The sequence below is a fragment of the Shewanella sp. MMG014 genome, from assembly GCF_018100775.1.
GTDB classification, from domain to species: domain Bacteria; phylum Pseudomonadota; class Gammaproteobacteria; order Enterobacterales; family Shewanellaceae; genus Shewanella; species Shewanella japonica.
In genome coordinates, this window is record NZ_JAGJDZ010000001.1 from 204,182 (window position 1) to 227,464 (window position 23,283).

General features: G+C 40.5%; 21 protein-coding genes. 4 read left to right on the top strand and 17 right to left on the bottom strand.

Annotated elements, in window-relative coordinates; genetic code table 11:
* Window positions 1-146: 146 nt before the first annotated feature.
* From J8L86_RS00860 to J8L86_RS00885, 6 genes are all read right to left on the bottom strand, one after another.
* Window positions 147-818: a DUF502 domain-containing protein gene (locus tag J8L86_RS00860; RefSeq protein WP_211028261.1), complete on the bottom strand. Its 672-nt coding sequence runs from the start codon at window positions 816-818 to the stop codon at window positions 147-149.
* Between the two features lie 175 nt (window positions 819-993).
* A complete protein-coding gene (locus J8L86_RS00865) occupies window positions 994-2,136 on the bottom strand; it encodes a putative sulfate/molybdate transporter (RefSeq protein WP_065109204.1) in 1,143 nt (380 codons plus the stop codon).
* 290 nt (window positions 2,137-2,426) lie between these two features.
* Window positions 2,427-3,137: a phosphate signaling complex protein PhoU gene (gene phoU, locus J8L86_RS00870; RefSeq protein ID WP_055022995.1), complete on the bottom strand. Its 711-nt coding sequence runs from the start codon at window positions 3,135-3,137 to the stop codon at window positions 2,427-2,429.
* 61 nt (window positions 3,138-3,198) lie between these two features.
* Window positions 3,199-4,017, bottom strand: coding sequence for a phosphate ABC transporter ATP-binding protein PstB (pstB, locus tag J8L86_RS00875; RefSeq protein ID WP_055022996.1), 819 nt, complete (start codon window positions 4,015-4,017; stop codon window positions 3,199-3,201).
* A 28-nt stretch (window positions 4,018-4,045) separates the two neighbouring features.
* Window positions 4,046-5,704, bottom strand: a complete 1,659-nt coding sequence (gene pstA, locus J8L86_RS00880) for a phosphate ABC transporter permease PstA (RefSeq protein ID WP_065109203.1) — start codon at window positions 5,702-5,704, stop codon at window positions 4,046-4,048.
* A gap of 58 nt (window positions 5,705-5,762) precedes the next feature.
* Window positions 5,763-8,018 carry an ABC transporter permease subunit gene (locus J8L86_RS00885; protein ID WP_211028262.1) on the bottom strand — a complete coding sequence of 752 codons (2,256 nt, stop codon included), beginning with the start codon at window positions 8,016-8,018 and terminating at the stop codon, window positions 5,763-5,765.
* Window positions 8,019-8,275: 257 nt separating this feature from the next.
* Between J8L86_RS00885 and J8L86_RS00890 the strand changes: the two genes are divergently transcribed.
* Window positions 8,276-8,782: an ACT domain-containing protein gene (locus J8L86_RS00890; RefSeq protein ID WP_055022999.1), complete on the top strand. Its 507-nt coding sequence runs from the start codon at window positions 8,276-8,278 to the stop codon at window positions 8,780-8,782.
* Window positions 8,783-8,917: 135 nt separating this feature from the next.
* Window positions 8,918-9,739 (top strand): DUF2797 domain-containing protein, encoded by an 822-nt coding sequence (locus tag J8L86_RS00895; RefSeq protein ID WP_055023000.1) that lies wholly within the window; start codon window positions 8,918-8,920, stop codon window positions 9,737-9,739.
* Window positions 9,740-9,838: 99 nt separating this feature from the next.
* Here J8L86_RS00895 and J8L86_RS00900 read toward each other — a convergent pair whose 3' ends face one another.
* A complete protein-coding gene (locus tag J8L86_RS00900; RefSeq protein ID WP_211028263.1) occupies window positions 9,839-10,417 on the bottom strand; it encodes a DUF4136 domain-containing protein in 579 nt (192 codons plus the stop codon).
* A gap of 291 nt (window positions 10,418-10,708) precedes the next feature.
* Here J8L86_RS00900 and J8L86_RS00905 point away from each other — a divergent pair, with 291 nt between their 5' ends.
* Window positions 10,709-11,305, top strand: a complete 597-nt coding sequence (locus J8L86_RS00905) for a LysE family translocator (protein WP_055023002.1) — start codon at window positions 10,709-10,711, stop codon at window positions 11,303-11,305.
* A gap of 127 nt (window positions 11,306-11,432) precedes the next feature.
* Window positions 11,433-11,993 (top strand): DUF1415 domain-containing protein, encoded by a 561-nt coding sequence (locus tag J8L86_RS00910; RefSeq protein ID WP_065109200.1) that lies wholly within the window; start codon window positions 11,433-11,435, stop codon window positions 11,991-11,993.
* A 3-nt stretch (window positions 11,994-11,996) separates the two neighbouring features.
* Here the strand turns inward: J8L86_RS00910 and J8L86_RS00915 are convergent, their stop codons facing one another.
* From J8L86_RS00915 to J8L86_RS00960, 10 genes are all read right to left on the bottom strand, one after another.
* On the bottom strand, window positions 11,997-12,278 hold the full coding sequence (locus J8L86_RS00915; protein WP_211028264.1) for an antibiotic biosynthesis monooxygenase: 282 nt from the start codon (window positions 12,276-12,278) through the stop codon (window positions 11,997-11,999).
* 82 nt (window positions 12,279-12,360) lie between these two features.
* Window positions 12,361-12,756 (bottom strand): GFA family protein, encoded by a 396-nt coding sequence (locus J8L86_RS00920; protein ID WP_211028265.1) that lies wholly within the window; start codon window positions 12,754-12,756, stop codon window positions 12,361-12,363.
* Between the two features lie 129 nt (window positions 12,757-12,885).
* Window positions 12,886-14,190, bottom strand: coding sequence for a BamA/TamA family outer membrane protein (locus tag J8L86_RS00925; RefSeq protein WP_247663121.1), 1,305 nt, complete (start codon window positions 14,188-14,190; stop codon window positions 12,886-12,888).
* Window positions 14,177-15,511 carry a DUF4056 domain-containing protein gene (locus J8L86_RS00930; RefSeq protein ID WP_247663123.1) on the bottom strand — a complete coding sequence of 445 codons (1,335 nt, stop codon included), beginning with the start codon at window positions 15,509-15,511 and terminating at the stop codon, window positions 14,177-14,179. Before J8L86_RS00930 ends, J8L86_RS00925 begins: the two co-directional genes overlap by 14 nt.
* Window positions 15,508-16,422 (bottom strand): alpha/beta hydrolase, encoded by a 915-nt coding sequence (locus J8L86_RS00935; protein ID WP_211028266.1) that lies wholly within the window; start codon window positions 16,420-16,422, stop codon window positions 15,508-15,510. The genes J8L86_RS00930 and J8L86_RS00935 overlap by 4 nt, the downstream gene beginning before the upstream one ends.
* A gap of 5 nt (window positions 16,423-16,427) precedes the next feature.
* Window positions 16,428-17,306, bottom strand: coding sequence for a virulence protein (locus J8L86_RS00940; RefSeq protein WP_065109195.1), 879 nt, complete (start codon window positions 17,304-17,306; stop codon window positions 16,428-16,430).
* Between the two features lie 498 nt (window positions 17,307-17,804).
* Window positions 17,805-18,203, bottom strand: a complete 399-nt coding sequence (locus J8L86_RS00945; RefSeq protein ID WP_055023008.1) for a hypothetical protein — start codon at window positions 18,201-18,203, stop codon at window positions 17,805-17,807.
* Window positions 18,204-18,974 (bottom strand): class I SAM-dependent methyltransferase, encoded by a 771-nt coding sequence (locus J8L86_RS00950; RefSeq protein WP_065109194.1) that lies wholly within the window; start codon window positions 18,972-18,974, stop codon window positions 18,204-18,206. It abuts the gene before it with no gap.
* Window positions 18,975-19,244: 270 nt separating this feature from the next.
* Window positions 19,245-21,236, bottom strand: a complete 1,992-nt coding sequence (locus J8L86_RS00955; protein WP_211028267.1) for a methyl-accepting chemotaxis protein — start codon at window positions 21,234-21,236, stop codon at window positions 19,245-19,247.
* A gap of 185 nt (window positions 21,237-21,421) precedes the next feature.
* A complete protein-coding gene (locus J8L86_RS00960) occupies window positions 21,422-23,017 on the bottom strand; it encodes an ABC-F family ATPase (protein ID WP_211028268.1) in 1,596 nt (531 codons plus the stop codon).
* Window positions 23,018-23,283: the final 266 nt, after the last annotated feature.

Below are 23,283 nucleotides of genomic sequence, written 5' to 3' on the forward strand. Positions count from 1 at the left end.
ACGAGTTTTCAGTAAGCTCAGGGGCAGTCCATTTATCCCTGAGCGACTTAATATGCAAACATCGACGAAAATAGCGGCTATTAACTTTATCCTTGCTCAAGGCCGCTCGCAATTAAATGCGTATTAAGACTGGTATGTAGTTTAGCTTAATGGTTATTGTCGCTATTTTTAGCCTCAAGTTCACTGTCTACTAATGTGTCTTTGGCACTGTCTTTAATAGGCCTTTTAGCGTTAGTGGCTGTGATTGATTTTGCCGAAATTCCTGCGGTTAAATTAAAGCGCATCGCATCTTCAAACGACCAATCAACTTCAATTAAATCTTCTCGTTTAACTAAACTCGTAACACCAGCCATTTGATAACTCAACTGAAATAAAACCGGTACCCAATCCCCGTCTGGTAGCGCGTCTGTTAATGGTTTAGGCGCGGTTTGGTTCATAATAAAACCAACAACATAACCACCGTTTGCCTGTTTAATCAGCACGGTCTTTTGGTTTTTTGGCTTACCATCGCTTTTCATTAACCCTGCAATATCACGAATACTGCCATATACCGACTTAAACAAAGGAAACTTCATTAATTGCTGTTCAAGCCATGAATATAACCAAGCAAACGGACTAAACGAGAATAGTAACCCCGAGATAAAAACCAATACTGCAACCAGGATAAAACCTGTGCCAACAAAAGCGTTGTCCAGTTCGACAATATCAAGCAAGAAATGACCTAAGCCATCTAAAGAGATAAATAAAGACCAGAATAACCAAAGGCTGAGTACCATAGGTAACAGATTAGTTAGGCCTCTAGAAAGGGTGTTTTTCATTACGTCCACGCAAATAGAAATCAGAACGAAAATGGTAGCACACAATGCTCATAAGCCATGACGTATATTCATCACAGCTAAATGAGCAAAGCTGGCTTTGTGAGCTAAATCACGAATAGATCTACAAAGCCATCTTTAATCTGCATCAACATACAGTTATAGCGAGCGAATACTGCTATTTAGGCGCACTCAGTTGCAGCCATTGATTTCGGCCTAACTCGAGTACAACGCCCACTGCCAGCCCTACAGCTGTATTAATTGCCAAACATGCTAATGCCGTTGAAAAAATGACAAAAATACAAAAGGGCTTACCATCGATAAATCGCTTAGACCAAGCGAGCTGCGTTCCAGCAATAGCAAGCAAGCTTCCCAACACCGCTAGGGGAATTAACGATAAAACAGTCGCAATGCCCTGTCCCCAAAAAATGGCTATGAATAAACACGTTCCACCAAAGATTGCCGGTGCTAACCATGTTCTAGCGCCAAAGTGATGCTGAACAGCAAGTCCTCCAGCGCCATGGCACATTGCTGCGCCGCCAAATGGCGCCATGAGTAAGTTTGACCAACCTGAAGTTTTTGCAAAAGCTTGTGGAGTAAACTTGTCACTGTCTTCGGGGAATTTGTCTTTAGCCATTGCCGAAATCGCAATGACAGCGTTAGTTAAGGTGAGTGCTAATTGCGGTAATACTAACAATAATGCAGCTGAACTCCACTCATTAGACTCAGGCCAACTGAATTGCCAACCTGTGGTTTGAGTAAAGTCAAAGTTCGGGCTAGATTGGCTAAATAATTGCCATAGAATGCCTAGAAAAATCACCAAAGGCATAACCAAATACTGCATTGGCATAAACCGACTTAAAAACAAAATACCAAATGCCAATAAGCCTACGCCCCATGTTTCACTCATCATGAAACCGCCCATCCACATCAACTGAATACCAATGGCGAGTTGAATACCGATACTGATGGCAGGCGACAATTGTTTTGCCATCCACTGAATAATACCGCTGTATGCCAATATCAGAAGGATCACCCCCATCAACATGGCAGATGCTTGCAACATACCGGGGGTTAACCCTTCAGCAATCACTAGCGCGCTTATCACTTTCATCGGTTGGATAGGAATAGGTCTTCGATAATAAAAAGCAGTAAAAATTGCAAAACAACCAAAGCCTAAGAATATGCCTTGGGGGGAAAATTGATTGAGGGCAATAAGCCCAAGCACTAAAGGAAGAAAAGTGCCTAAGTCCGCAAAAGCACCACTGAACTCACCTGAAATTTTGTTGAAATTATTAAAACGGTTGGTCTTACATCTCATATATCTTGCCGTAGGGATTGGATACTGAAATATAGCAATTTGAATGCCAACAAAAATAATGTGAACTAGTTCAAAATAATGCTGTGAAGTTAATCGTTTAGCCAAAAACAATAGACATATTGACCCACACAAAAATTCTTTAAAAGGTCAATATGTCCAAATTAGTCATTCTTAATATGATGACATCGAGGTGAGTGAACTCAGATTTTCGCAATAAAAAAGCACCTCGAAAGGTGCTTATTAATTAATGAGTTATCTAGAACTCACTCAAAGTTAGTTTGCCTTACTTATTATAAGTTAAGATCTTTTTCCATATCTTCGTATGAAGTATGGCGAACATCTTTACCTTTAACGAAGTAAATAATGTATTCACAGATGTTTTTACAGCGATCGCCCACTCGCTCAACAGCACGAGCAGCCCAAAGAACATCTAGTACACCAGGGATAGAGCGAGGATCTTCCATCATATAGGTCATCAATTGACGAATAATCCCTTCATACTCTTTATCTAATTTGGCATCTTCTTTGTGTAACTCAAATGCATTATCTGCATCCATACGGGCCAAAGCGTCCAAGGTTGAATGCAGTGTACGAGTAGCATGGCGCCCCATGTTTTCAATGCTTACTAGCAATGGTTGTTGATTGTTCAAGCGCTTATCTAACGCAGCTTTAGCAATACGAACACAGGCATCTCCGATACGTTCAAGATCGGTAATGGTTTTAGTGATTGTGATAATCAAACGTAAATCACTGGCTGCTGGTTGGCGTTTAGCGATGATACGAGTACATTCTTCATCAATAGACACTTCCATGCCATTAACACGGTGATCACCATCAATGACTTTTTGCGCAAGCTCAGCATCTAAAGAAGCAAGTGCATCTAGAGATTCTTCTAGTTGGCGTTCAACTAGGCCGCCCATGGCTAAAACACGGTTACGAATATCTTCAAGTTCGGCGTTAAATTGACCCGAGATATGCTTATTTAAACTTTTGTTTTCCATTACTGTATCAACCTTATTCTTTACTATATTGACCTAAGCCATCAGCTCTAATGCAATAAATTTAGCCGTAACGACCGGTAATGTAATCTTCTGTTTTACGCTTTTGTGGCGTAGTGAAGATAGTATTAGTGTCAGCATATTCAATCAGTTCACCCATATACATGAATGCCGTTTGATCTGATACACGTGCAGCCTGTTGCATGTTATGCGTTACGATAACCACAGTATATTTTGATTTAAGATCCGTGATTAACTCTTCAATCGTTAACGTTGAAATTGGATCCAATGCCGATGTTGGTTCATCAAGCAGCAATACCTCTGGCTCAATGGCAATGGCACGGGCAATAACAAGACGTTGTTGCTGACCACCAGATAATCCGAAGGCGTTATCGTGCAAACGGTCTTTAACTTCATCCCAAATTGCTGCACCGCGTAATGAACGCTCGGCGGCTTCATCTAACTCACGACGGTTACTCACCCCTTGCAGGCGTAAACCGTAAACCACGTTCTCGTAAATCGATTTTGGAAACGGGTTAGGACGCTGGAACACCATACCGACATTTCGACGAAGTGCAGCAACATCAACTTTCTTGTCATAAATATTTTGACCGTGAAGTAAAATTTCACCGTCAATATGACAAGTTTCAACTAAGTCATTCATACGGTTAATACAACGTAAAAGCGTCGATTTACCACAACCACTTGGACCAATAAATGCTGTCACTTGGTTTTTCGGGATTTTCATGCTCACATCAAATAGAGCTTGTTTATCACCATAACGTAAATCTAAATTACGAATTTCTAGCGCAGTATCCTGTGCAGGTAGGTTAGCTAAATCGACAACTTCAGATTTAATAGCGCTTTGATCAATAGAAATCATTTTTCTTTTTTCCTCAGGATATCGCTAATTAGTGTTCTAGCGAACGGAATTTTTCACGTAAGTGATTACGTACACTGATAGCTGTTAAGTTAAGTGTCACAATCACAGATACTAATAAGAATGAAGTGGCATAAACTAATGGTCTTGCCGCTTCTACGTTAGGACTTTGGAAGCCAACGTCGTAAATATGGAAACCTAAATGCATAAACTTACGTTCTAAATGGATAAACGGAAAGTTCATATCAATAGGTAAAGTCGGTGCGAGTTTAACAACACCCACTAACATCAATGGTGCAACTTCACCTGCTGCCCGCGCAACAGCCAAAATAAGGCCTGTCATAATTGCAGGACTCGCCATTGGAATAACAATTCGCCATAAGGTCTCAAACTTAGTCGCACCAAGCGCTAAACTGCCTTGACGCACTGCACTTGGGATTCGGCTTAAGCCTTCTTCAGTCGATACAATGACCACTGGAAGCGTTAGAATCGCTAACGTTAATGCTGACCAAATCACACCTGGCGAACCAAAAGTGGGTGAAGGTAGCGCTTCTGGATAAAACAATTGGTCTAATGAACCACCAAGCATGTATACAAAGAAGCCTAAGCCAAAAACACCGTAAACAATTGACGGAACACCCGCTAAGTTAATTACCGCGATACGGATCATCTTAGTAATTGGACCCTTTTTAGCATATTCGTGTAGGTAAATAGCAGCGATAACCCCGAATGGCGTTACAATAACGGCCATCAGCATCACCATAAATACCGTACCAAAGATAGCTGGAAATACCCCACCCTCAGTATTTGCTTCACGTGGGTCATGACTAACAAAGCGACCTAAACCGACAAACCAATGTACTACTTTATCGAAACTGTTCATACGATTGACGTAGCTAACGTCTAATACTGAATCTAACTTGAGCGTGACTTCTTCACCGCGCATGTCTCGAATTATCACAGAATCTCTTGCCGCTTGGTCACGCAACGCGAACAAGTCTTTTTCCATGACTAAGTAATCTTGATTGAGCTTTTCTGCTTGTGCATCTAATTCAGCTTTACGCTCTGGGGTTAATTTACCGTCTAATTCATAACCACGTTCTTTTAAACGTAAACGCTCAAGTTCATAGTTAACTGAACCAATCTCAGACTTTTGAAGCTTTAACGCCTGCTCGCCGATGGTCACAGCACGGTCAATGTGCTCTTCTAACGCGATTTCGATTTGCTCGCCTGATAATGGTAAACGTTCACCATTTTCAATCACAGCAACCGGGTAGCCGTAGAAGTTACCATTTTTGGTACGCTCCAACATAGCGATATCAGTAGGCTTTTCACGACTAACGATGTCTGTAGCCAAAATCCAGCGAAAATCCAAACCAACGAATTCACGGTTACCTGTTTTCACTAGATAGCGAGTGACAAACTCACCAGGATGTTCGTTAAACTGATGACCTGCTGAAATCAATCGTTCAGTAGGCACTTCTTCACGGTCATAAATCTCTCCAATTAAGGTTGATTTAACACCATTATTATCTTCAAGTTGCCATTGATAAATATCGGCAGGCCAAAAGTAACTTAATCCACGCCATGCAATTAATAACAACAAACCTAATACTGCAATCAAGCTGATACTGACTGCACCACCGGTCATCCAAATCCATGGAGAACCCGATTTAACCCACTTACCCATTGCTCAAACCTCTCAAAGCGATTGGCGAAATATTCATTATTATTTTCATCTTCATTCCTTAAAGTGAGCTGTAACGTTCACGTAGACGTTGACGTACCACTTCTGCAATGGTGTTAAAGACAAAGGTAAATACAAACAAGACGAATGCCGCAAGGAACAATACACGATAGTGCGAACTACCAATGGCAGATTCAGGCATTTCTACCGCAATGTTAGCCGCTAATGTCCGCATACCTTCAAATACACTCCATTCAAGGATTGCGGTGTTACCTGTCGCCATCAGTACAATCATGGTTTCTCCCACTGCACGGCCAAGTCCCATCATCACAGCGGAAAAGATACCTGGACTGGCTGTCAATAGCACCACGCGAGTCAGTGTCTGCCAGTTTGTCGCGCCAAGTGCTAATGAGCCATTTGATAAATGACGTGGCACCGAGAAAATAGCATCTTCAGCAATTGAGAAAATCGTTGGAATAACAGCAAAGCCCATCGCAATACCGACAACAAATGCATTACGTTGGTCAAAGGTAATCCCTAAATCATTGGTAATAAATTGGCGAGTATTACCATCAAAGAAAGCAATCTCAATCACTGGACTGATTTCGAATGAGAACCAACCCACAAACAAGATAACTGGGATTAGCATGATTTCTTGGTACGTTTCAGGTAATCGTTGCTTCCACGAGTTTGGTAACCTGCTCCAAGTAAATGCACTTAGTAAAATACTGGTTGGTAACAATGTCAGTAATACTAAAATGCCTGGAAGATGGTCTTCAATTAACGGCGCTAACCAAAGGCCCGCTAAGAAACCTAAAATAACCGTAGGAAGTGCTTCCATGATTTCAATGGTTGGCTTAACAACACTACGGACTTTAGGTGACATGAAGTAAGCAGTATAAATTGCACCAGCAATCGCTAATGGCACAGCGAAAAGCATCGCGTAAAATGCCGCTTTCATGGTACCGAATGCTAACGGCATTAAGCTTAGTTTTGCTTCAAAATCATCAGAGCCTGAAGTTGACTGCCAAACATACTGTGGCTCTGGGTAACCTTCGTACCAAACTTTTTGCCACAAAGCACTCCAAGAGACTTCTGGATGGTCATTGTCTACTGCAAATACATTCAAGCTATTATTCGCTTCAACGATTAACGCATTTGAGCGAGGGCTAAATGCCATTTCACCAGGCTTAGCAATATTAAATTTTTCAGTGAATAAATTACGCTGACTTGTGGTGTATAAAAGAGATAACTCGCCTTCAGGACTGACTACAGCAAAACTTTTGCGGTAGAACTCAGTGGCGATTGTTTGTACAGGTGAATCAATCTCAAAGTCGCGAATTTTTTGATACAAACGGCCATTTCGGCTACTGACTTGAAAATATTGATCAATCGTGCCGTCTTCATAATTAATCAGAATTGAACTGGCACCAGCAAGTAGGCTGACATTTGAAACTTTGTTTGAGCCATCTTTTACATCAAGTACTTGTAATAATGATGGTTCATCGGTGTCACGGATGTCATAAATAAAGATTTTATTAGTTGTAGGCAATATCAATTGACGATGATCTGGTGTCATCAAGGCTGTTAACGCATCTTTAGGTGCATCCTCAACTACCGATAGATCTGAATACCACTCGATCTCTTCGGTCATCATGTTTTCTTCACCTTCAAGGCGATTTAACTTCCATGCACCTTGTTCATCTTGGTACGCAAAACCAATACGGTTATCGATATAGTCAAAGGCTAAATGGTGTAAAGCCTGACCTTCATCAACCATGATTGGTGTTTCACCTAATGGGTAGCGTAAACGTGGTGTAATTGTGCGCACGTTATCAGGGTAAGTCACGCCAAAATCAACCCCAACGATTAACGCCTCACCCGTACTTAACCCAAGCGCAAAACGTTGCTCATTTGGTTTAGCTTTGGCACTGCTCACCACTGTCGCCCCTACAGGAAGCGGAGGCTGAAAACTCTCAATTAACTGTTTACTGGCTACTGAATAAAAATCAACTTGGCCATTTACCAGTACGCGATAAGCTATTTCATTTTGCTCATCACTTCCCACCATTAAAGTGGCAATCTCGGTATTTTGATAACTGATTGTTGATACAGGTTCAACATCAGCACCATCAAAAATTGGCTTAATAACATACAGTAAGTAAAAGAAAATCAACAACAAAGCGACAAAAACCATGGTTCCACCCACAGTTACACCCACTTCTGCTGCCTTATCCGTAAATGCTCTTCGATTCGCTTTTCTGCCTACTAGCAGACTCTTCGTCTCAGAACCAGGTTGATTGACCTGACTTTCCATTCAGAACCTCTATAATTAATCGTCAGCGAAATTTCGCTATGATTGTTTAATCCGCTGTGATACTAAATAAATAGCTGTTTTATTTACCTTAAGCGTTTGTGATTACAACTCAACAATTGTCAGTTCAAATCAGTACGTTTAAGTGATTAATTGATGACATTTTTTAGATGCCTATTTTAATTGGCTGAATTATATGACGTATATATGACAGTAGTGTTACAGGCGATTTATTTGTTAAACATTTGGGAGTTTCTTTTATGTTACGTTATCTAGTTACCTTGCAAGCCCCTGATAGAAAAGGGTTAGTTGAACAAATTGCAAATGTTATCAGTCGTCACAACGGCAACTGGCTCGACTCCGAAATGCGCCATATTGACGGTGTTTTTGCCGCAATATTACAGTTAGAAGTATCGGCATTAAAATGGGATACCTTGCTTGAGTCTTTGGAGTGTATCGAAGGGCTAAGCTGTACTTACAGTAAAACGGGCCACATAGCGGAGCCGATTAAACGATTAAGTTTTAATTTAGTAGCCTACGACCGTGAAGGCTTAGTGCTTGAAATTTCAAATAAAATAAATGCACTTGGTATTAACATCGAGCAATTTAGTAGTCAGCAAGAAACTGCAGGCCACAGTGGTATTGCATTGTTTAGAGCCACCATGGGTTTAGGGTTATCAGATCCAAGCCAGGAAGAACAACTCACAGAATCACTATATGAACTCGGTGACGATGTGGTGTTAGATAAACTCAGTAAAAGCGCCTAGCTCCTTTTGTTTGTTGCGTTAATGAATGTATTAGCGCAACAGATATCCCTTCTATTCAATCTAAAAAACCGTTTAAATTTACTGACTACCATCTGTTAGACTATTAACAAATCATAACAAAAAATGAGTTTAGAGATGTTAGGAACGTTATCAAAAATGCGCACTCAGCTTGATGAGCAAAATGAAGTGCACTATCAATTACCAGTAGGGGATGCACTCTTAGAGTTAAACCCTTTAATCGGTAAAACACTCACCTTGACCCATACGGGTAAAATTTTATGCTCAAGTTGTGGTAAGAAAACCAAAAAAAGCTACTCTCAGGGACATTGTTACGTGTGTATGTCAAAGCTTGCTAGCTGTGACTTATGCATCATGAAGCCTGAAACGTGTCACTTTGATCAAGGTACCTGCCGTGAACCTGAATGGGCACAAAGTCATTGCTTTGTTCCTCACTTTGTCTATTTATCTAATACATCTGGGATCAAAGTTGGCATTACGCGTTACACGCAAATACCGACTCGCTGGATAGATCAAGGCGCCACACAAGGGTTACCTATCTTTAAAGTTTCAACTCGCCAACTTTCAGGCCTTGTTGAAGTCGAATTGGCAAAACTGATTAATGATAAAACCAATTGGCAAGCCATGTTAAAAGGTAATGCTGATGATGTTGATTTAGTCGATATGGCCAATCAATTAATCCCAGAGATTGAAGCAAAACTGTTAGAGATAAAAGAGCAAAATCCTGACTTTGTGATTGAGCGACTCAATGATCAAATTCAAGGTATTCGCTTCCCTATTACCGAGTTCCCTAAAAAAGTAAAATCTCATAACTTTGATAAAACACCTGAAGTAACGGGGGTTTTGCAAGGTATTAAAGGTCAGTACCTCATTTTTGACACAGGCGTTATCAATATCCGTAAGTTCTCATCATACGAAGTGAATGTTGACACTGAATAACACTTCAATTGAACGGTAAACTGAATATAGGCTAAATAAAAAGCCGCAGAACTTAGGCTCTGCGGCTTTTTTATAATAGTTTCTCGCTCAGGAAAATCGTTACATCGTATGATTAGGGATAGAGCTCAGCATCATACCAGTCAATTTATCAAAGCGGATCTCACGATCTTCGATAGGTTTTCCTGTCTCTGTAAACCCTTGTGCTAACACTTTCCAAATAGGTTGAATACGATTAGGACTAAACAAAGCCACCAGTACAGATCCTTTTTCAAAATCATCATCAATACCTGATGTTGACAAGCCAGCAACGAGACCTGCTCTTTTCATGATTTCTGCGTCACTCATTTCCGACTCTAGCGCCATACCAAAACCAATAAGCACATTTGGATTCTCATTATCTTTAGCAAAATGGTAGCCCTTTTGCTCCATGATTTTTGTTATCGATTGACGCATATGTCTCACTAATTCAGCATCATCAAGTTTATTTGCACTATGAACAGTAAACATCGTTGGGTGCCAAGCAAAGCTCTTTACTTGCGAAGAAATAAAGCTAAGATCTCCTGAAGTCACCATTGTGATTCGACTAGGAGCAGGCTTGTTGACCTCTTCTTTGGTTGCACAACCTGAAATCAATACAGCGAAAAGACTTATCCATAAACACCATTTTTTGCTATTCATTCACATTTAGTCCTGTAGTCAGCAAGTTAGCCTATCTTTATTGTATCAAGCTATTGAAATTTCGTTATCAATATAACACTTAAACCCTAACCTAACCTGACTCAATTTCAATAACAAGTTATGTCATGTTACCAGCAAAAGCCACACACAAGATTAGCAAGCTACAAACAATTACAGTACAAATGTAAAAGCACCATCCACGAAAAATGTAATTAACACTAGGTTAGCCAGTATATTCCCGTTAAGATGATCACCTATTAGCACTGCCGTATTGATATATTTTACCGATTTATGGAACTCGTTTTTACTATTGCACTATTCGCTTTTTCTGCAGGAATTACACCCGGCCCCAATAACATCATGTTAATGACGTCTGGCGTTAATTTCGGTATAAAACGCAGCATGCCACATTTACTAGGGATTATTATTGGCTTCCCGAGTATGGTGGTCGCTATTGGCTTAGGACTGAGTGCCGTCTTTCAAGCCTACCCAATGACGCATCAAGTCATTAAAGTTGCTGGTATCATCTACCTACTTTACCTTTCTTGGCGCATCGCTAATAGCTCAAGCAACTTAGAAGGTAAACAAACAGCTAAACCATTTAACTTCTTTCAAGCTGCTGCATTTCAATGGGTTAATCCTAAAGGCTGGATTATGGCTGTCGGCGCCATCGCTACCTTTACTGACATTTCACACGCTTTAATTCCGCAAGTATTAACCATTGCAGTGGTATTTTTTATGGTGGCATTACCTTGTGCCTCAATTTGGTTAAGCTTTGGTATTGGCCTTAAAAAACTGCTTAAAAACGAGCGTCAGCAAAGAATATTCAATATCTCAATGGCCCTGCTATTAGTGTTATCTATCATACAGATGGCTTTACCTGATTAGCCTTACACTGAGTCAACAACACTGTTAGTAAGGCTGTTAGCTTTTACGCCGAACGTTAGTTATAGCGACGAACATTAGTTTTAGCGTAAGCCCGCTATGACGAATTGAACATATGACAGGAAAGAACATGCAAGAGCAAAGCGAATACCATATTGAAACAGCAAACTGGGTCAATAAAGTGATCATGAAATACAATATTTGCCCATTTGCACGTCGAGAAGTTGAAAATAACAGCATCCGATACATTTGCAGCGAAAACACTAAAGTCAAACAGGTGCTAAAAGACTTTCTGTCAGAATGTGAATACCTAGATAACCATCCCGATACCGAGACCACACTATTCGTTTTACCCCGAGGTTTTGAAGGCTTTTATCACTATCTCGATCTTGTCGATTTAGCCAATGATAAATTACTCGAAAATGACTATGAAGGTGTCTATCAACTTGCCAGTTTTCACCCGGACTATTGTTTTGATGGCGAGCCACAAGATAGTCCCACAAATTATACCAACCGCTCACCTTATCCAACGATTCACATCATTCGTGAAGCGAGTATGGAAGCCGCTTTAGCTGAATATGATGAGCCAGAGTCTATCCCTGAGAGGAATATCGCTTTTGCTGAACGTAAAGGCACTGAATTTTTTACTGCATTATTAAAACAATGCAAGGTAGGAAACGAGATTAAGTAAACATTACTCGGTATCACTCATTTGGTAATGTCGAGTGACATTGACAGTAAGCCGCCCCCAAGCTGATTGCTTCACTCGTGCTTGATGCACTTCGAATGCCATTTGATCTGTAAACACTTCATCGACATTATACTTATTGGGATTTTTGTTATCAGGAAGCACTTCAAAACTAACGCAGCCAGACTCTGCTAGCGTCAGCTTGCGGTGCAAAGGTAAGGCTTGTTTTACTTCGGATAAATCCTCATCAGCCACTAAAATATAGCCTGTTAATCTGACTCTACTCAATTCATCTTCCTTGAAGTTGGGTGATAGCTAAAACTAAACGACAACACTAACGCTTAGCTTTGTTTTTGCGCTTATTGTAATCCTACTTGTCAGCAGGATGATTTACACCATCATTTATCACTACATCGCCTAATTCATATGGGTTCACTCCAACCAGACACCCAATGTTATAGCCATATTCATTGGGATTTGAGCGCCGTTGGTGATGTGTATAGATGCCACATTTAGAGCAAAAGTAATGTTTAGCGGTATGAGTATTAAATTGATAGCAAGATAAATGCTGCTCGCCTGCAATAATCGTTAAATTTGCTAAAGGAACAGAAGCCACAATGGCACCTTTACGGCGACAAATAGAACAATCACAACGTCTGGGATTTTCTATTCCATTAGGGAGAAACAATTCAATGTTCACTTCGCCGCAATGGCAACGAGCAATATGCCGCAGCTTAATAAGGGTTGCACCAACTTTTTGTATCATTAATCAAGCCTCCATGCTTTTAAATATACTTATCCAGAGTAACGTTATAGCATGCACATCACTCAATCCAGATGCCAATTTTTAAAATAGAAGATTGAAAATACAAGTTTGAAAAAACAAGATTGAAACCTAAAAAGCTTCATTTACATTGAAATAAAACCCACTGTCGCCATCACCAAAGGCCAAGTCTAATCTAAGGTTAACTCGCGGTTTCACTTCAAAACGATAACCAATGCCCGTGTTGGGTAGCACATCAGATGACGCTAATTCACTAAATTTATCAGAAATAACCCCAGCACCTACCCAATATACCATGCCATGACGACCAGATAAGTTTTGACGATATTCTACTTGAGCAAGGAGCATTTGCTTATCGCGATAACGACCTGAGGTGTAACCTCGTAGTAAATCTCCGCCACCAGCTTTAGATAGCTGATCCCAAGGTACATCACCATGGGTAAATCGACCACGTATTTGCCATGCCAGAACGTCACTACCTGCAACTGGATAATAAGTGCTGTAGAGAGCATTAACGACTTCAAAGTCTGTTTTGCTACCTAAGTCTTTACGATATACACCGACATCTATCTGAGCAATTTTTCCCTGTTCAGGATTGAGTACATTATCTCGGCTATCATAATTGGCCAATAAGTTAATACCTACGCTGCGTGATGATGCTTCTAATGGCGTGATATCAACTTCAGATTCTAAGATATCTATACTACTGGCTTTGGCATAACTGAAGTCAAAACCTGCTCCAACAAACACATTTGACGACACCCGCTGAAGGAACATTGGATTTGCACTAATCACTCTGCCACTAAAATCAGTACGATTATCATCTTGATAGTTTTCATCATACCCAATGCCATAAAACACATCGGGAATATCTGACAATTCGGCGTTGAGATATAGGCGCTGCCTATCTTCATTCAGAAAGGTTTTATTTTCAATGGACACACCTAATGCGCCATTAATAGAGGCTAAACCATTAATGACCAGTGAGGATAATTGACTGACTTCATCATTAGGATCAACTTGATACAGGCCAACAGCAGAAATGCCAACACCTAAATCCATTTCAGGATTGTAAAATGGCCCTGGTAAAAAGCTAAAATCAATAGGTTTACTCGGGTCAAATTCGCCATCAGCCCCCAGCTTTTGTAAAAAATTTTCTACCCAGCCGAGCGCTTCATTGTCGTCTTGAAATGGCACTTCATCAGCACCGTTAGCCTTATGCAGCTCTTGTTCTGTGATCTGTTTAGTCGCGCCATTCACTGATTGAGGCTGTGCTGCTGACACACTAAAACTCAGCATGAGTGAAATTGATAGAGATAAAATCGGCAAAAGTAACGCTGAACGCCTGCAAGCATGATTGCGCTTTGAGCTCACTGTAACAGCCAATGTGCGTGCCACAGAATTAATTAGCTTCATTAACGTGTCCTTGGTTTGAGCTATCAGCTTGTTTCAGTTGTTTCGCCAATGGCAACTTAGGGTACTTAGCTAAATGTTCAGCTAACATGGCTTGATCTCGAGTTTGGTTATAACGAGATAACTCAAGAAACTGCTCTTGTGTAAAACCTTGCTGCCAAAGCGATGCAGGCACATGATCAAATGAGGCTGAAAATTTAGGGTCTACGAATAGCCACTGCTTTGCGACATCATCAATGGCAATCCCGTGGACAAGATTGGCAAGCTGTAACTCATGCGGCTCAACCGTTTGCTCATAAAGAGCGCTGATCGCTGGCCATGATTTACTAATAAATGCCAACCCCTTAGGCACGATGTAAGGTGATTGTTGATCTCCTAATTCATAGTGACGTTTAAGCAGCATAAATTTATTCGGTAACGGTTCGTTTGAATCCCACCAATAACCATCAATGGCTTCAAACATGGCATCAGTTTGTTGGGCAGAAACGGGTTCTAACCAAGCGATGGTTGCAGAAATCCACGCTGTCATATGAAAATTATATTGCTGACGTGTCATGGCTAAATTATTGGTGAGCACTGCAAGAGCGATTTTCGCCCCTAACATATTCGAGTAAAGATCTTCAGGTGAATACGCCGACACATCTTCGGTCCAGGGACTAAAGCTACGATAACCATGGTATTGCGCGATTTCATGGGCTTCTGCCATAGAGTAAGCCAAACGAACCGCTATACTTGCCGCCAGTTCCCAGCGCTCAGTAGCGGTTAACTCGCTGACGTCAAACGCCGCTAACTCAATGGTTCTTGGACCGATTTCAAACGGCAGCTCAATAGTTTGCGCCTCACCTAAATAAGGCTGAATGCGGTAAAACAAAGCCACAGCGTTATCAGCAGTATCACGCACATGAGCGAGGTCAATAAAGCCACCTTTTAGGGTGTATACCAAACCGTTATTCTCACCACTTCGGCCAGCATTCGGCGCCGACTTTTGATGGCTAAAGCTTCCCGCTTCAAACGCATGAGCACCAATATCATCCAGCTCAATCGTATTGGCATGTCTAAAAAATGGCACCGGAATCGGTCCAAGTTTAACTTTCTGGCCACTACCAAATGCACAACAAGGTCTAACACTTGTCGGTAAAGGTAAAGCTGCTTGCTCTGGTAATTTGATGTCCTTGAGTAATGCGTTGTCAGGCTCATTATCAAGCGCTGCTTCCACTGCCACATCAGATGGCGTCGCACTGACTTGCCATTCACTGCTTGAGCAGCCACTAGCGATAGTGATTATTGAAAGGAGTAATAGGTTTTTGTTGAGAAACTGCATCATTTTATAAAATCTCGGATCATTTGATTGATGAGCTCCGGAAAGTCATTCGTTAGCCCGTGGGAAGCATCAGGAATAATGATAAGTGGCGCATCTAGAAAAACTGAAAACTCATGCCCTTTCTCTAATGGAAACACCTGATCGTTTTCACCCCATATCAATAAAGATGGAGGCAAGTTATCTCTGAATTCAGCAGGTTCCAATTGATTTCGATACGCAGGTAATGTGGTAATCAACGAGCGTTTTTCTTCGAGGTAATTCGCAAAGTATGTTTGATAGATTTGTTCATCGATAAAGCTTGGGTACCAAGGGTGTGCGACAAAGGTATGTTCCAAAAGATGCCTTACACCTTCTTTATCTTGAGGCACAAACACCGCTTCAGGGGTTGTTTGGCCTAATCGCTCACTCATCGCATCCATATCAGCATCACTAAAGACAATCCCCGGACTGGCAAGCATCATCGCTTTTTTTACTTCTGGCGCTTTAATCATTAAGTCAAACGTCACAAAGCCACCGAACGAAATACCAACAAGGTTTACTTGTTTAAGCCTAAGTTCACTTATGAGCTGTTGAATCGCCGAAGTTTCGCTTTCAATGGTTGCTGGAGCATGGCTATATGAATCGCCAAACCACAATAAATCAGGAACAATAATATGGTAATCGACGACAAGATCTTGCATGGTTTCATACCAACTTGTCATGCCTGTACCACCAAAACCATGGAGTAAAATGATTACAGGATCCTGTTCATTGCCGCCTTGCCAATAATGTAATTCCCCGTCCTGCGCTAGCGTTAAATAGTTTCGCTCAAAACCAGCATTACTTAGCTGTTTTTGCTGATAACTATCCACCATAGAGACGGTCGAGCAACCGGAAATGAGCCAAATAACGATACTGGTAATCAATAATCGCATCAGTATTAAAACCGATATCCAATGGAGGCCATAAAGCTTGTACGAGTACCAAAACCACCCTCAAGCAACAAGTCAAAGCCAGCGCCAAGGTGTAATTGAGCCCCCACCAAGGTGTTCCATTTATCAGCTAGATGTTGGTTAACTTCAAATTTACCATCACCTATCAGATCTCCAATACTCGAGTCACCGATAGGAAGAATATCTTTAAGATAGCCACTGAAAGTCTGTTCAACGTTTTGGTACATACCACCGACCCATACCTGCAGATCATTACCATATACTTTGGTGCGATACCCCACTCGTGGCGACACAACTATCGTACTGATTTCACCATCGAGAATATCCAGATCTGTATTGGTATAATTCACATCCAATAACGCAAACCAGTTATCAATACCGCCAACAATGGTGCCGCCAACGCCATAGGTTGTTCCTTTAAAATTTAATTCAAAATCAAAAGGATCTAACTCAGGGAAAAAAGGTAAATCGACATCCACTTGCACATTGGCGACGCTACTGCCTTTTGTATGACCAATAACACCATACAAGTTCAAAAATGGAAGCACCCACATGTCTGCCCGAAACGTTAATGTTTCAGAGTCTTGTAGTGCTTCGCTGCCATTAATCGAAATCTTGTCATCAATAAAGTCCCCTAATCCTGTAAAGGCAACACTATCGACCACTAAAGGCTGTTCCATCATCATATAATTGATGCTAAAGCCATAAGGTTTTGGGAGTTCGTAACCTAAATCAATCGCTTCTTGTGCCCAAATAGGGAAAGCACGTTGGTATTTGGGAGTGACTTCTATCGAATCTTCAGCAAAAACGATATGACTAATAAAAAGCGTCGAAAGAGCAATAACAAGAGTAAAAGTTCGTAGCATTAGAGCGAAAAATCCTTAACAGCTTCAATGTTAATCAACATTAAAAACATTGAGATAAATAAATAAGTGACTCATTCAATGCTTCTGTACTGGTAAAATTAATCTCAGCATTGATGATAAAATAGACAGATAAATTTGGGAGCGAGGATGATAGAGATGAAGTATTAATTTAAAATTAAAATTGAGCTAAAAGGAATATGGATGTTTAAGAAATCCAATATCTTGACAATGCCACTAACAGCAAGCCCGAGCAATTAACAACCACCCAGATGACCCACCACAAACTTAACATGTGTATCAAACTGTTATTTGTTCGTTTAGAAAGGATAATGACGGACAGCCATAGCTTCAGCTTGATTCGCTAATACGTGGGGGAGCCCGTATTTCAGCGTTTGTTCAAAGTGTTTGTCGACATAAGAGTGAGATATAAATTAGCTTTTGAATGAACAGATTCAAAATTGTGGTTAAGCTTAACGAGATGACAATATAAATAAAATACTAAAAATCACAACGGATTTTCCCGTTATCATTAAGAGTCAACACAGCACGTTTATTGACTTCAAGATTAGTCACATAACCACATCGTCCATCAAGGGTTTCACCACTATTAAGCACTAGCTGATACTGATAATCACCATCAAGTTGAGCTAAGTCATAGTAGATTCGATTTTGCTCACCAATGTTTATCTCACCAAAATCGAGACGACTATGTGGCAATTGAATGACTGCAGAATCAATAACAAATTCAGAGCTATTCTTAACTGTCACACTCGGGCTGACATAAAAATATGACCAATACATTAGTGCAACAGCTGCACAAATCCCTAAAGAGACTTTAGTAAAAATGCCTAACCAACGATTACCAATGTCTAACTTTTGATCGGTTGAAAATAACATTTACGTTTTTGTTCCTTTTATAGAAAACACCAAAGGAATTGATTGGCCTTTTACAATAGAGTGAAACTGGTTCGGTTGCTGCTCAATTAAGTTTTCAAAGCAATTATAAGGGCTATAAGGATATTCATTGACGCTATCAATGCGAATACCAGCTTGTATCAAAGCGTTAATCACTTCTCCCAATGAATGTGCCCAAGTCACCATCGTTTGCGGCGTATCATCTTCTACATCAGTATAACTGCCTTCAGTGACAATATCTGGCTTGGATTGATGAAAATACGGATACCCTTCTAGCACATCCTGTACAGGATGAAATTCAGCCATATAAAAGGTGCCACCGGATGTTAAATTATCTGCTATCACTTTTGCCCACTGAGTCAAACAAGGCAGCCAACAAATAGCGCCAAACGAGGTGAAGACAATATCAAAACTATGCTGACTATCAGCTGAATAGCTATAAACATCTGAGCAAACAAAATCAGCGCTTATTTGGCATTGTTTAGCCAGCTCATTCGCTTTATCAATGGCTGTATTTGATAAATCAACACCAGTCACTTTAGCCCCTCTTCTTGCCCATGACAGCGTATCTAACCCAAAATGACACTGAAGATGTAATAACGACTTATCCGCAACATCATTGAGTTCTGCGAGCTCAATTTCAGTCAATGTGGTTTCGCCAGCAATAAAGCTTGGAACATCATAAAACGATGAGTCAAAGTGCACTTTTGCTCTTTCATTCCAAGCCTGTTTGTTTGTCGCTAAATAATCCATTTAAACTTAATCCGTTTTTAACAGCCCAATACCGTATTAAACCGATTCCTTATAGTGTAATGCACATTCTTCTATAGTACATTTTTAGTGTATATGTAAGCACTTGCCTTAATTTCAGCAACCTTAATGCCATTTATTATCAAAATCTAGAATACATTAGCTTTTTCTGAATTTGTTTACATAAAATGGTGTAAATAAAAAAAGCCGACAACAAGTGCCGGCCTTTGTTACGTCAACTTTTCTGAATTTAAACAATACTCAATGCGATTATTACCGAGTTAGAGTAAATTTCTGAACTTGTTCAGACATCACTGCTGCATCTTCAAGTAAGGTTTCATTGAGTTGACTTAACGCATTAGCGATTTCTTGCGTTTGATTATAAATCTCACTGATTTTCATCGCATTTTGATTCACTTCTTCGGCAACAGCTGCTTGTTCATGAGTTGCTGAAGCAATTTGTTGATTCATACTGTCAATAACATCAACATCCGCCACAATCTGTTTCAACTCTTTACCCGCATTTTCAACTTCAATAACGCTTTCATCAGCACTGACCATGCCACGCTGCATGGTTTTAACGGCTAACTGAGCACCTGATTTAAGCCTATCAGTCATCCGCTTGATATCGTCCGTTGATGATTGTGTTCGTTGCGCTAAGGTTCTGACCTCATCAGCCACAACAGCAAAGCCTCGTCCTTGCTCTCCCGCTCTTGCCGCTTCAATGGCCGCGTTAAGTGCCAGTAAATTAGTTTGCTCTGAAATCGCGCTAATGACATCCAAAATAGTCGCAATAGATTGCACATCTTGATCTAATGTCTCAATCGCATTTGAGGCTTCATTGATTTCGCTGGCAAGATGTTTTATCGATACCGTCGTTTGTGAAACGCCCTTATTACCAATATGTGCCTCTTTATTAGCAGACGTAGATGCATCTGATGCTTGCACCGCATTAGCCGCAATTTGAGTGACTGTTGCACTCATCTCAGTCATAGCCGAAGCCACTTGCTCAGCCTCTTGGTAGCCAAGTTCAACATCTTGCTTCATGGTCTGAGTATGACCATTAACTTGCTCAACAACACTCACCACTTGCGAAGCACTTTGTCTAACTTGAGCGATTATCGTTTCAAAGTCAGTCATCATGGCATTAAAGGCGGCAGACAATTGGCCGAATTCGTCTGCAGATTTGTGTTCAATCCGCGTGCTTAAATCAAAATGGTTACCTGCATGGGTGACTTTATCAAATAAGTGACTCAAGCTCTTATTCAAGTAATTAGACACTGATAAACTCAACCACGCTAGCAATACTATGGATATTGTTAATGCGAGTAATGATGTCCACATCATTTGGTTGGCTGAATCCAATCTTAGTTTAGTTAACTTAATCAAATCATCAGCTAAGAAATGTTCAAAGTCAGTTAGCACGTTAATTCTTGCTGTAGAAGTGCTAAACCAAATTTCCGGATTTTGGGCGCTGATATTAGTGACGTCTTGAGAAAAAGCGATATCACGTAATTGCTGCACCGCTGACTGTTCTCGAGATCGTGAAACTTGTTCAAATTGCGATATCCAATCTGGAGTCGCTAACGCCTTAAAGCGTTCACCATAAGTATTTTGTTCAGACACTAAAGTGACAAATCGGCTAAAAACGCCATCTTTAAACCCTTGTTGGCCGAAGGTTGTGCTAAGTACAGCACGCTCAATACCGGCACGTTCTTTTAACTGTAAAAACGCACCAAATGATGCCAACTTGAGTGATAATTCACTGTCAGTGCTTTGCATTGCCGTTTCATCAACAACCGATAACAATGCCGTATTTAAACCTGTGTAATACTTCACTTCATCAGCAACCGTAACCGTCAATGAATCAACAGAACGTCTCATTGACTGCAATTGCTGCAACTGGTTGCTAATTTGTCTCAAAGTAGCACTAATCTGAACAGGAAAATCATCAACATTTGGAATGCTATTAAAACGACTTATTTGTCTATCAGACATCCCACGCTGCTGAGGTAGCGCATCGGCAAATGATTGTCCTTGTGAACCAATATAACCGGCACTCATGCCACGCTCTTTTTGTAACTCATGGACTAATGCACTATTAATTACAGCGAGCTCAGTTAACGAAAGTACCGTATTTAATTCTGATTTAGTTTCATATTTATTGTGAACAAACATGCCACCATAAATCAGACAAATCAGCAGAGGCGGGACAATTAGCAATAGCAGTTTATGTAGCGTTTTTAGATCGGTAATCCATTTCATTGTATCTTTACCCTTAGAGTAAGTGCTCCATGCAATTTATCGCAATAAATTACATGCTTTGATGTAACTAAGGCGACTTAATTTCTTTTCAAATTAGTATGAGAATATCGTTCGCGCAAAAAAAAACCTGTAAAACTCTATATGAGTATTACAGGTTTATCGGCTATTTAAATAAAAGCTTTAGCTTAACCTTCAACGCCTTTGCTTGCTAAGAACTCATCATAAGTTCCTTTGAAGTCATTAATGCCTTGTGGCGTCACTTCAAGAATTCGAGTAGCAAGAGATGATACAAACGCACGGTCGTGAGATACAAACAACAACGTACCTTCATACATTTCTAACGCGTTGTTTAATGACTCAATTGATTCCATATCCATGTGGTTAGTTGGTTCATCAAGCAGCAAGATATTTGGCTTTTGCATAATAAGCTTACCAAAATACATGCGACCTTTTTCACCACCAGATAAGACTTTTACTGACTTTTTAATATCGTCAGAACCAAATAACATACGTCCTAAAATACCACGTACTGTTTGGTCGTCATCTTCAGGCTTACGCCATTGGCTCATCCAATCAAACAAGGTCATATCATTAGCAAAATCAGCTTCATGATCCTGTGCATAATAACCAATGTTTGAGTTTTCTGACCATTGAATCGTACCCGCATCTTGTGGTAAATCATGGACTAAGGTACGTAACAAGGTGGTTTTACCCACGCCATTTTCACCCAAAATAGCAATTCGCTCGCCAACTTCAGCCATCATGTCAAAACCAGAGAATAACGGCGTTTCGTCAAAGCCTTTAGCTAACTGCTCAACCACTAATGCGTTACGGAACAATTTCTTCTCTAGTTCGAAACGAATAAACGGATTCACACGGCTAGATGCTTTAACTTCTTCAATTTTAATCTTATCGATTTGCTTAGCACGTGATGTAGCTTGCTTTGCTTTAGATGCGTTAGCCGAGAAACGAGCTACGAAGCCTTGAAGTTCTGCAATTTGTGCTTTCTTCTTGGCATTATCTGACTGTAGACGCTCACGAGCTTGCTGCGCTGCCATCATGTATTCATCGTAGTTACCAGGGTAAACACGTAGTTCACCGTAATCGATATCTGCCATATGGGTACATACAGAGTTCAAGAAATATCTATCATGCGAAATAATCACCATGGTGCTATTACGTTGGTTTAGCATTTCTTGTAACCAGCGAATGGTATCAATGTCCAAGTTGTTGGTTGGTTCATCAAGTAATAATACATCTGGGTCTGAGAACAAGGCTTGTGCAAGTAGCACACGTAATTTGAAACCTGGTGCAATTTCACTCATTAAGCCAAAGTGTTGGTCAACACCAATACCGACGCCCATCAGTAAGTCACCAGCACGAGATTCAGCAGTGTAACCGTCCATTTCAGCAAACTGCATTTCAAGTTCAGCCACTTTGATGCCGTCTTCTTCACTCATTTCTGGTAATGAGTAGATACGATCACGCTCTTGCTTAACTTCCCATAGCTCTTTATGACCCATGATCACAGTATCAACCACTGAATATGCTTCATATGCAAACTGATCCTGGTTCAACTTACCCATGCGCTCGCCTGGGTCAATTGACACATTACCGCTTGACGGCTCAAGGTCACCAGTTAGGATTTTCATGAAGGTGGATTTACCACAACCATTGGCTCCGATAAGACCGTAGCGGTTACCGCCACCGAATTTAACTGAGATATTTTCAAACAGAGGCTTTGAACCAAACTGCATGGTGATGTTAGCTGTAGTAATCAAAATGAGATTCCAAAATTCAAGTTATGATAAAAACAAAAAACCAGTGCCGAATTATGTAACGGCTATAACGTTCAACGAGTATAGCGGTTATTGCTCAGTTAGCACTGGTTTCTAGCCACCCTTAATTAGTTAAGCATGGCCATATTAAATAGGCGGCGTACTATAGCATTTCAGCTTATTTTTTCAACTTAACTTAGCCACAAGGCGCCATAAAACAGGCGAAATTCCATGAATTTATTAAGTCAAAAATGATAGATGGGGAATAT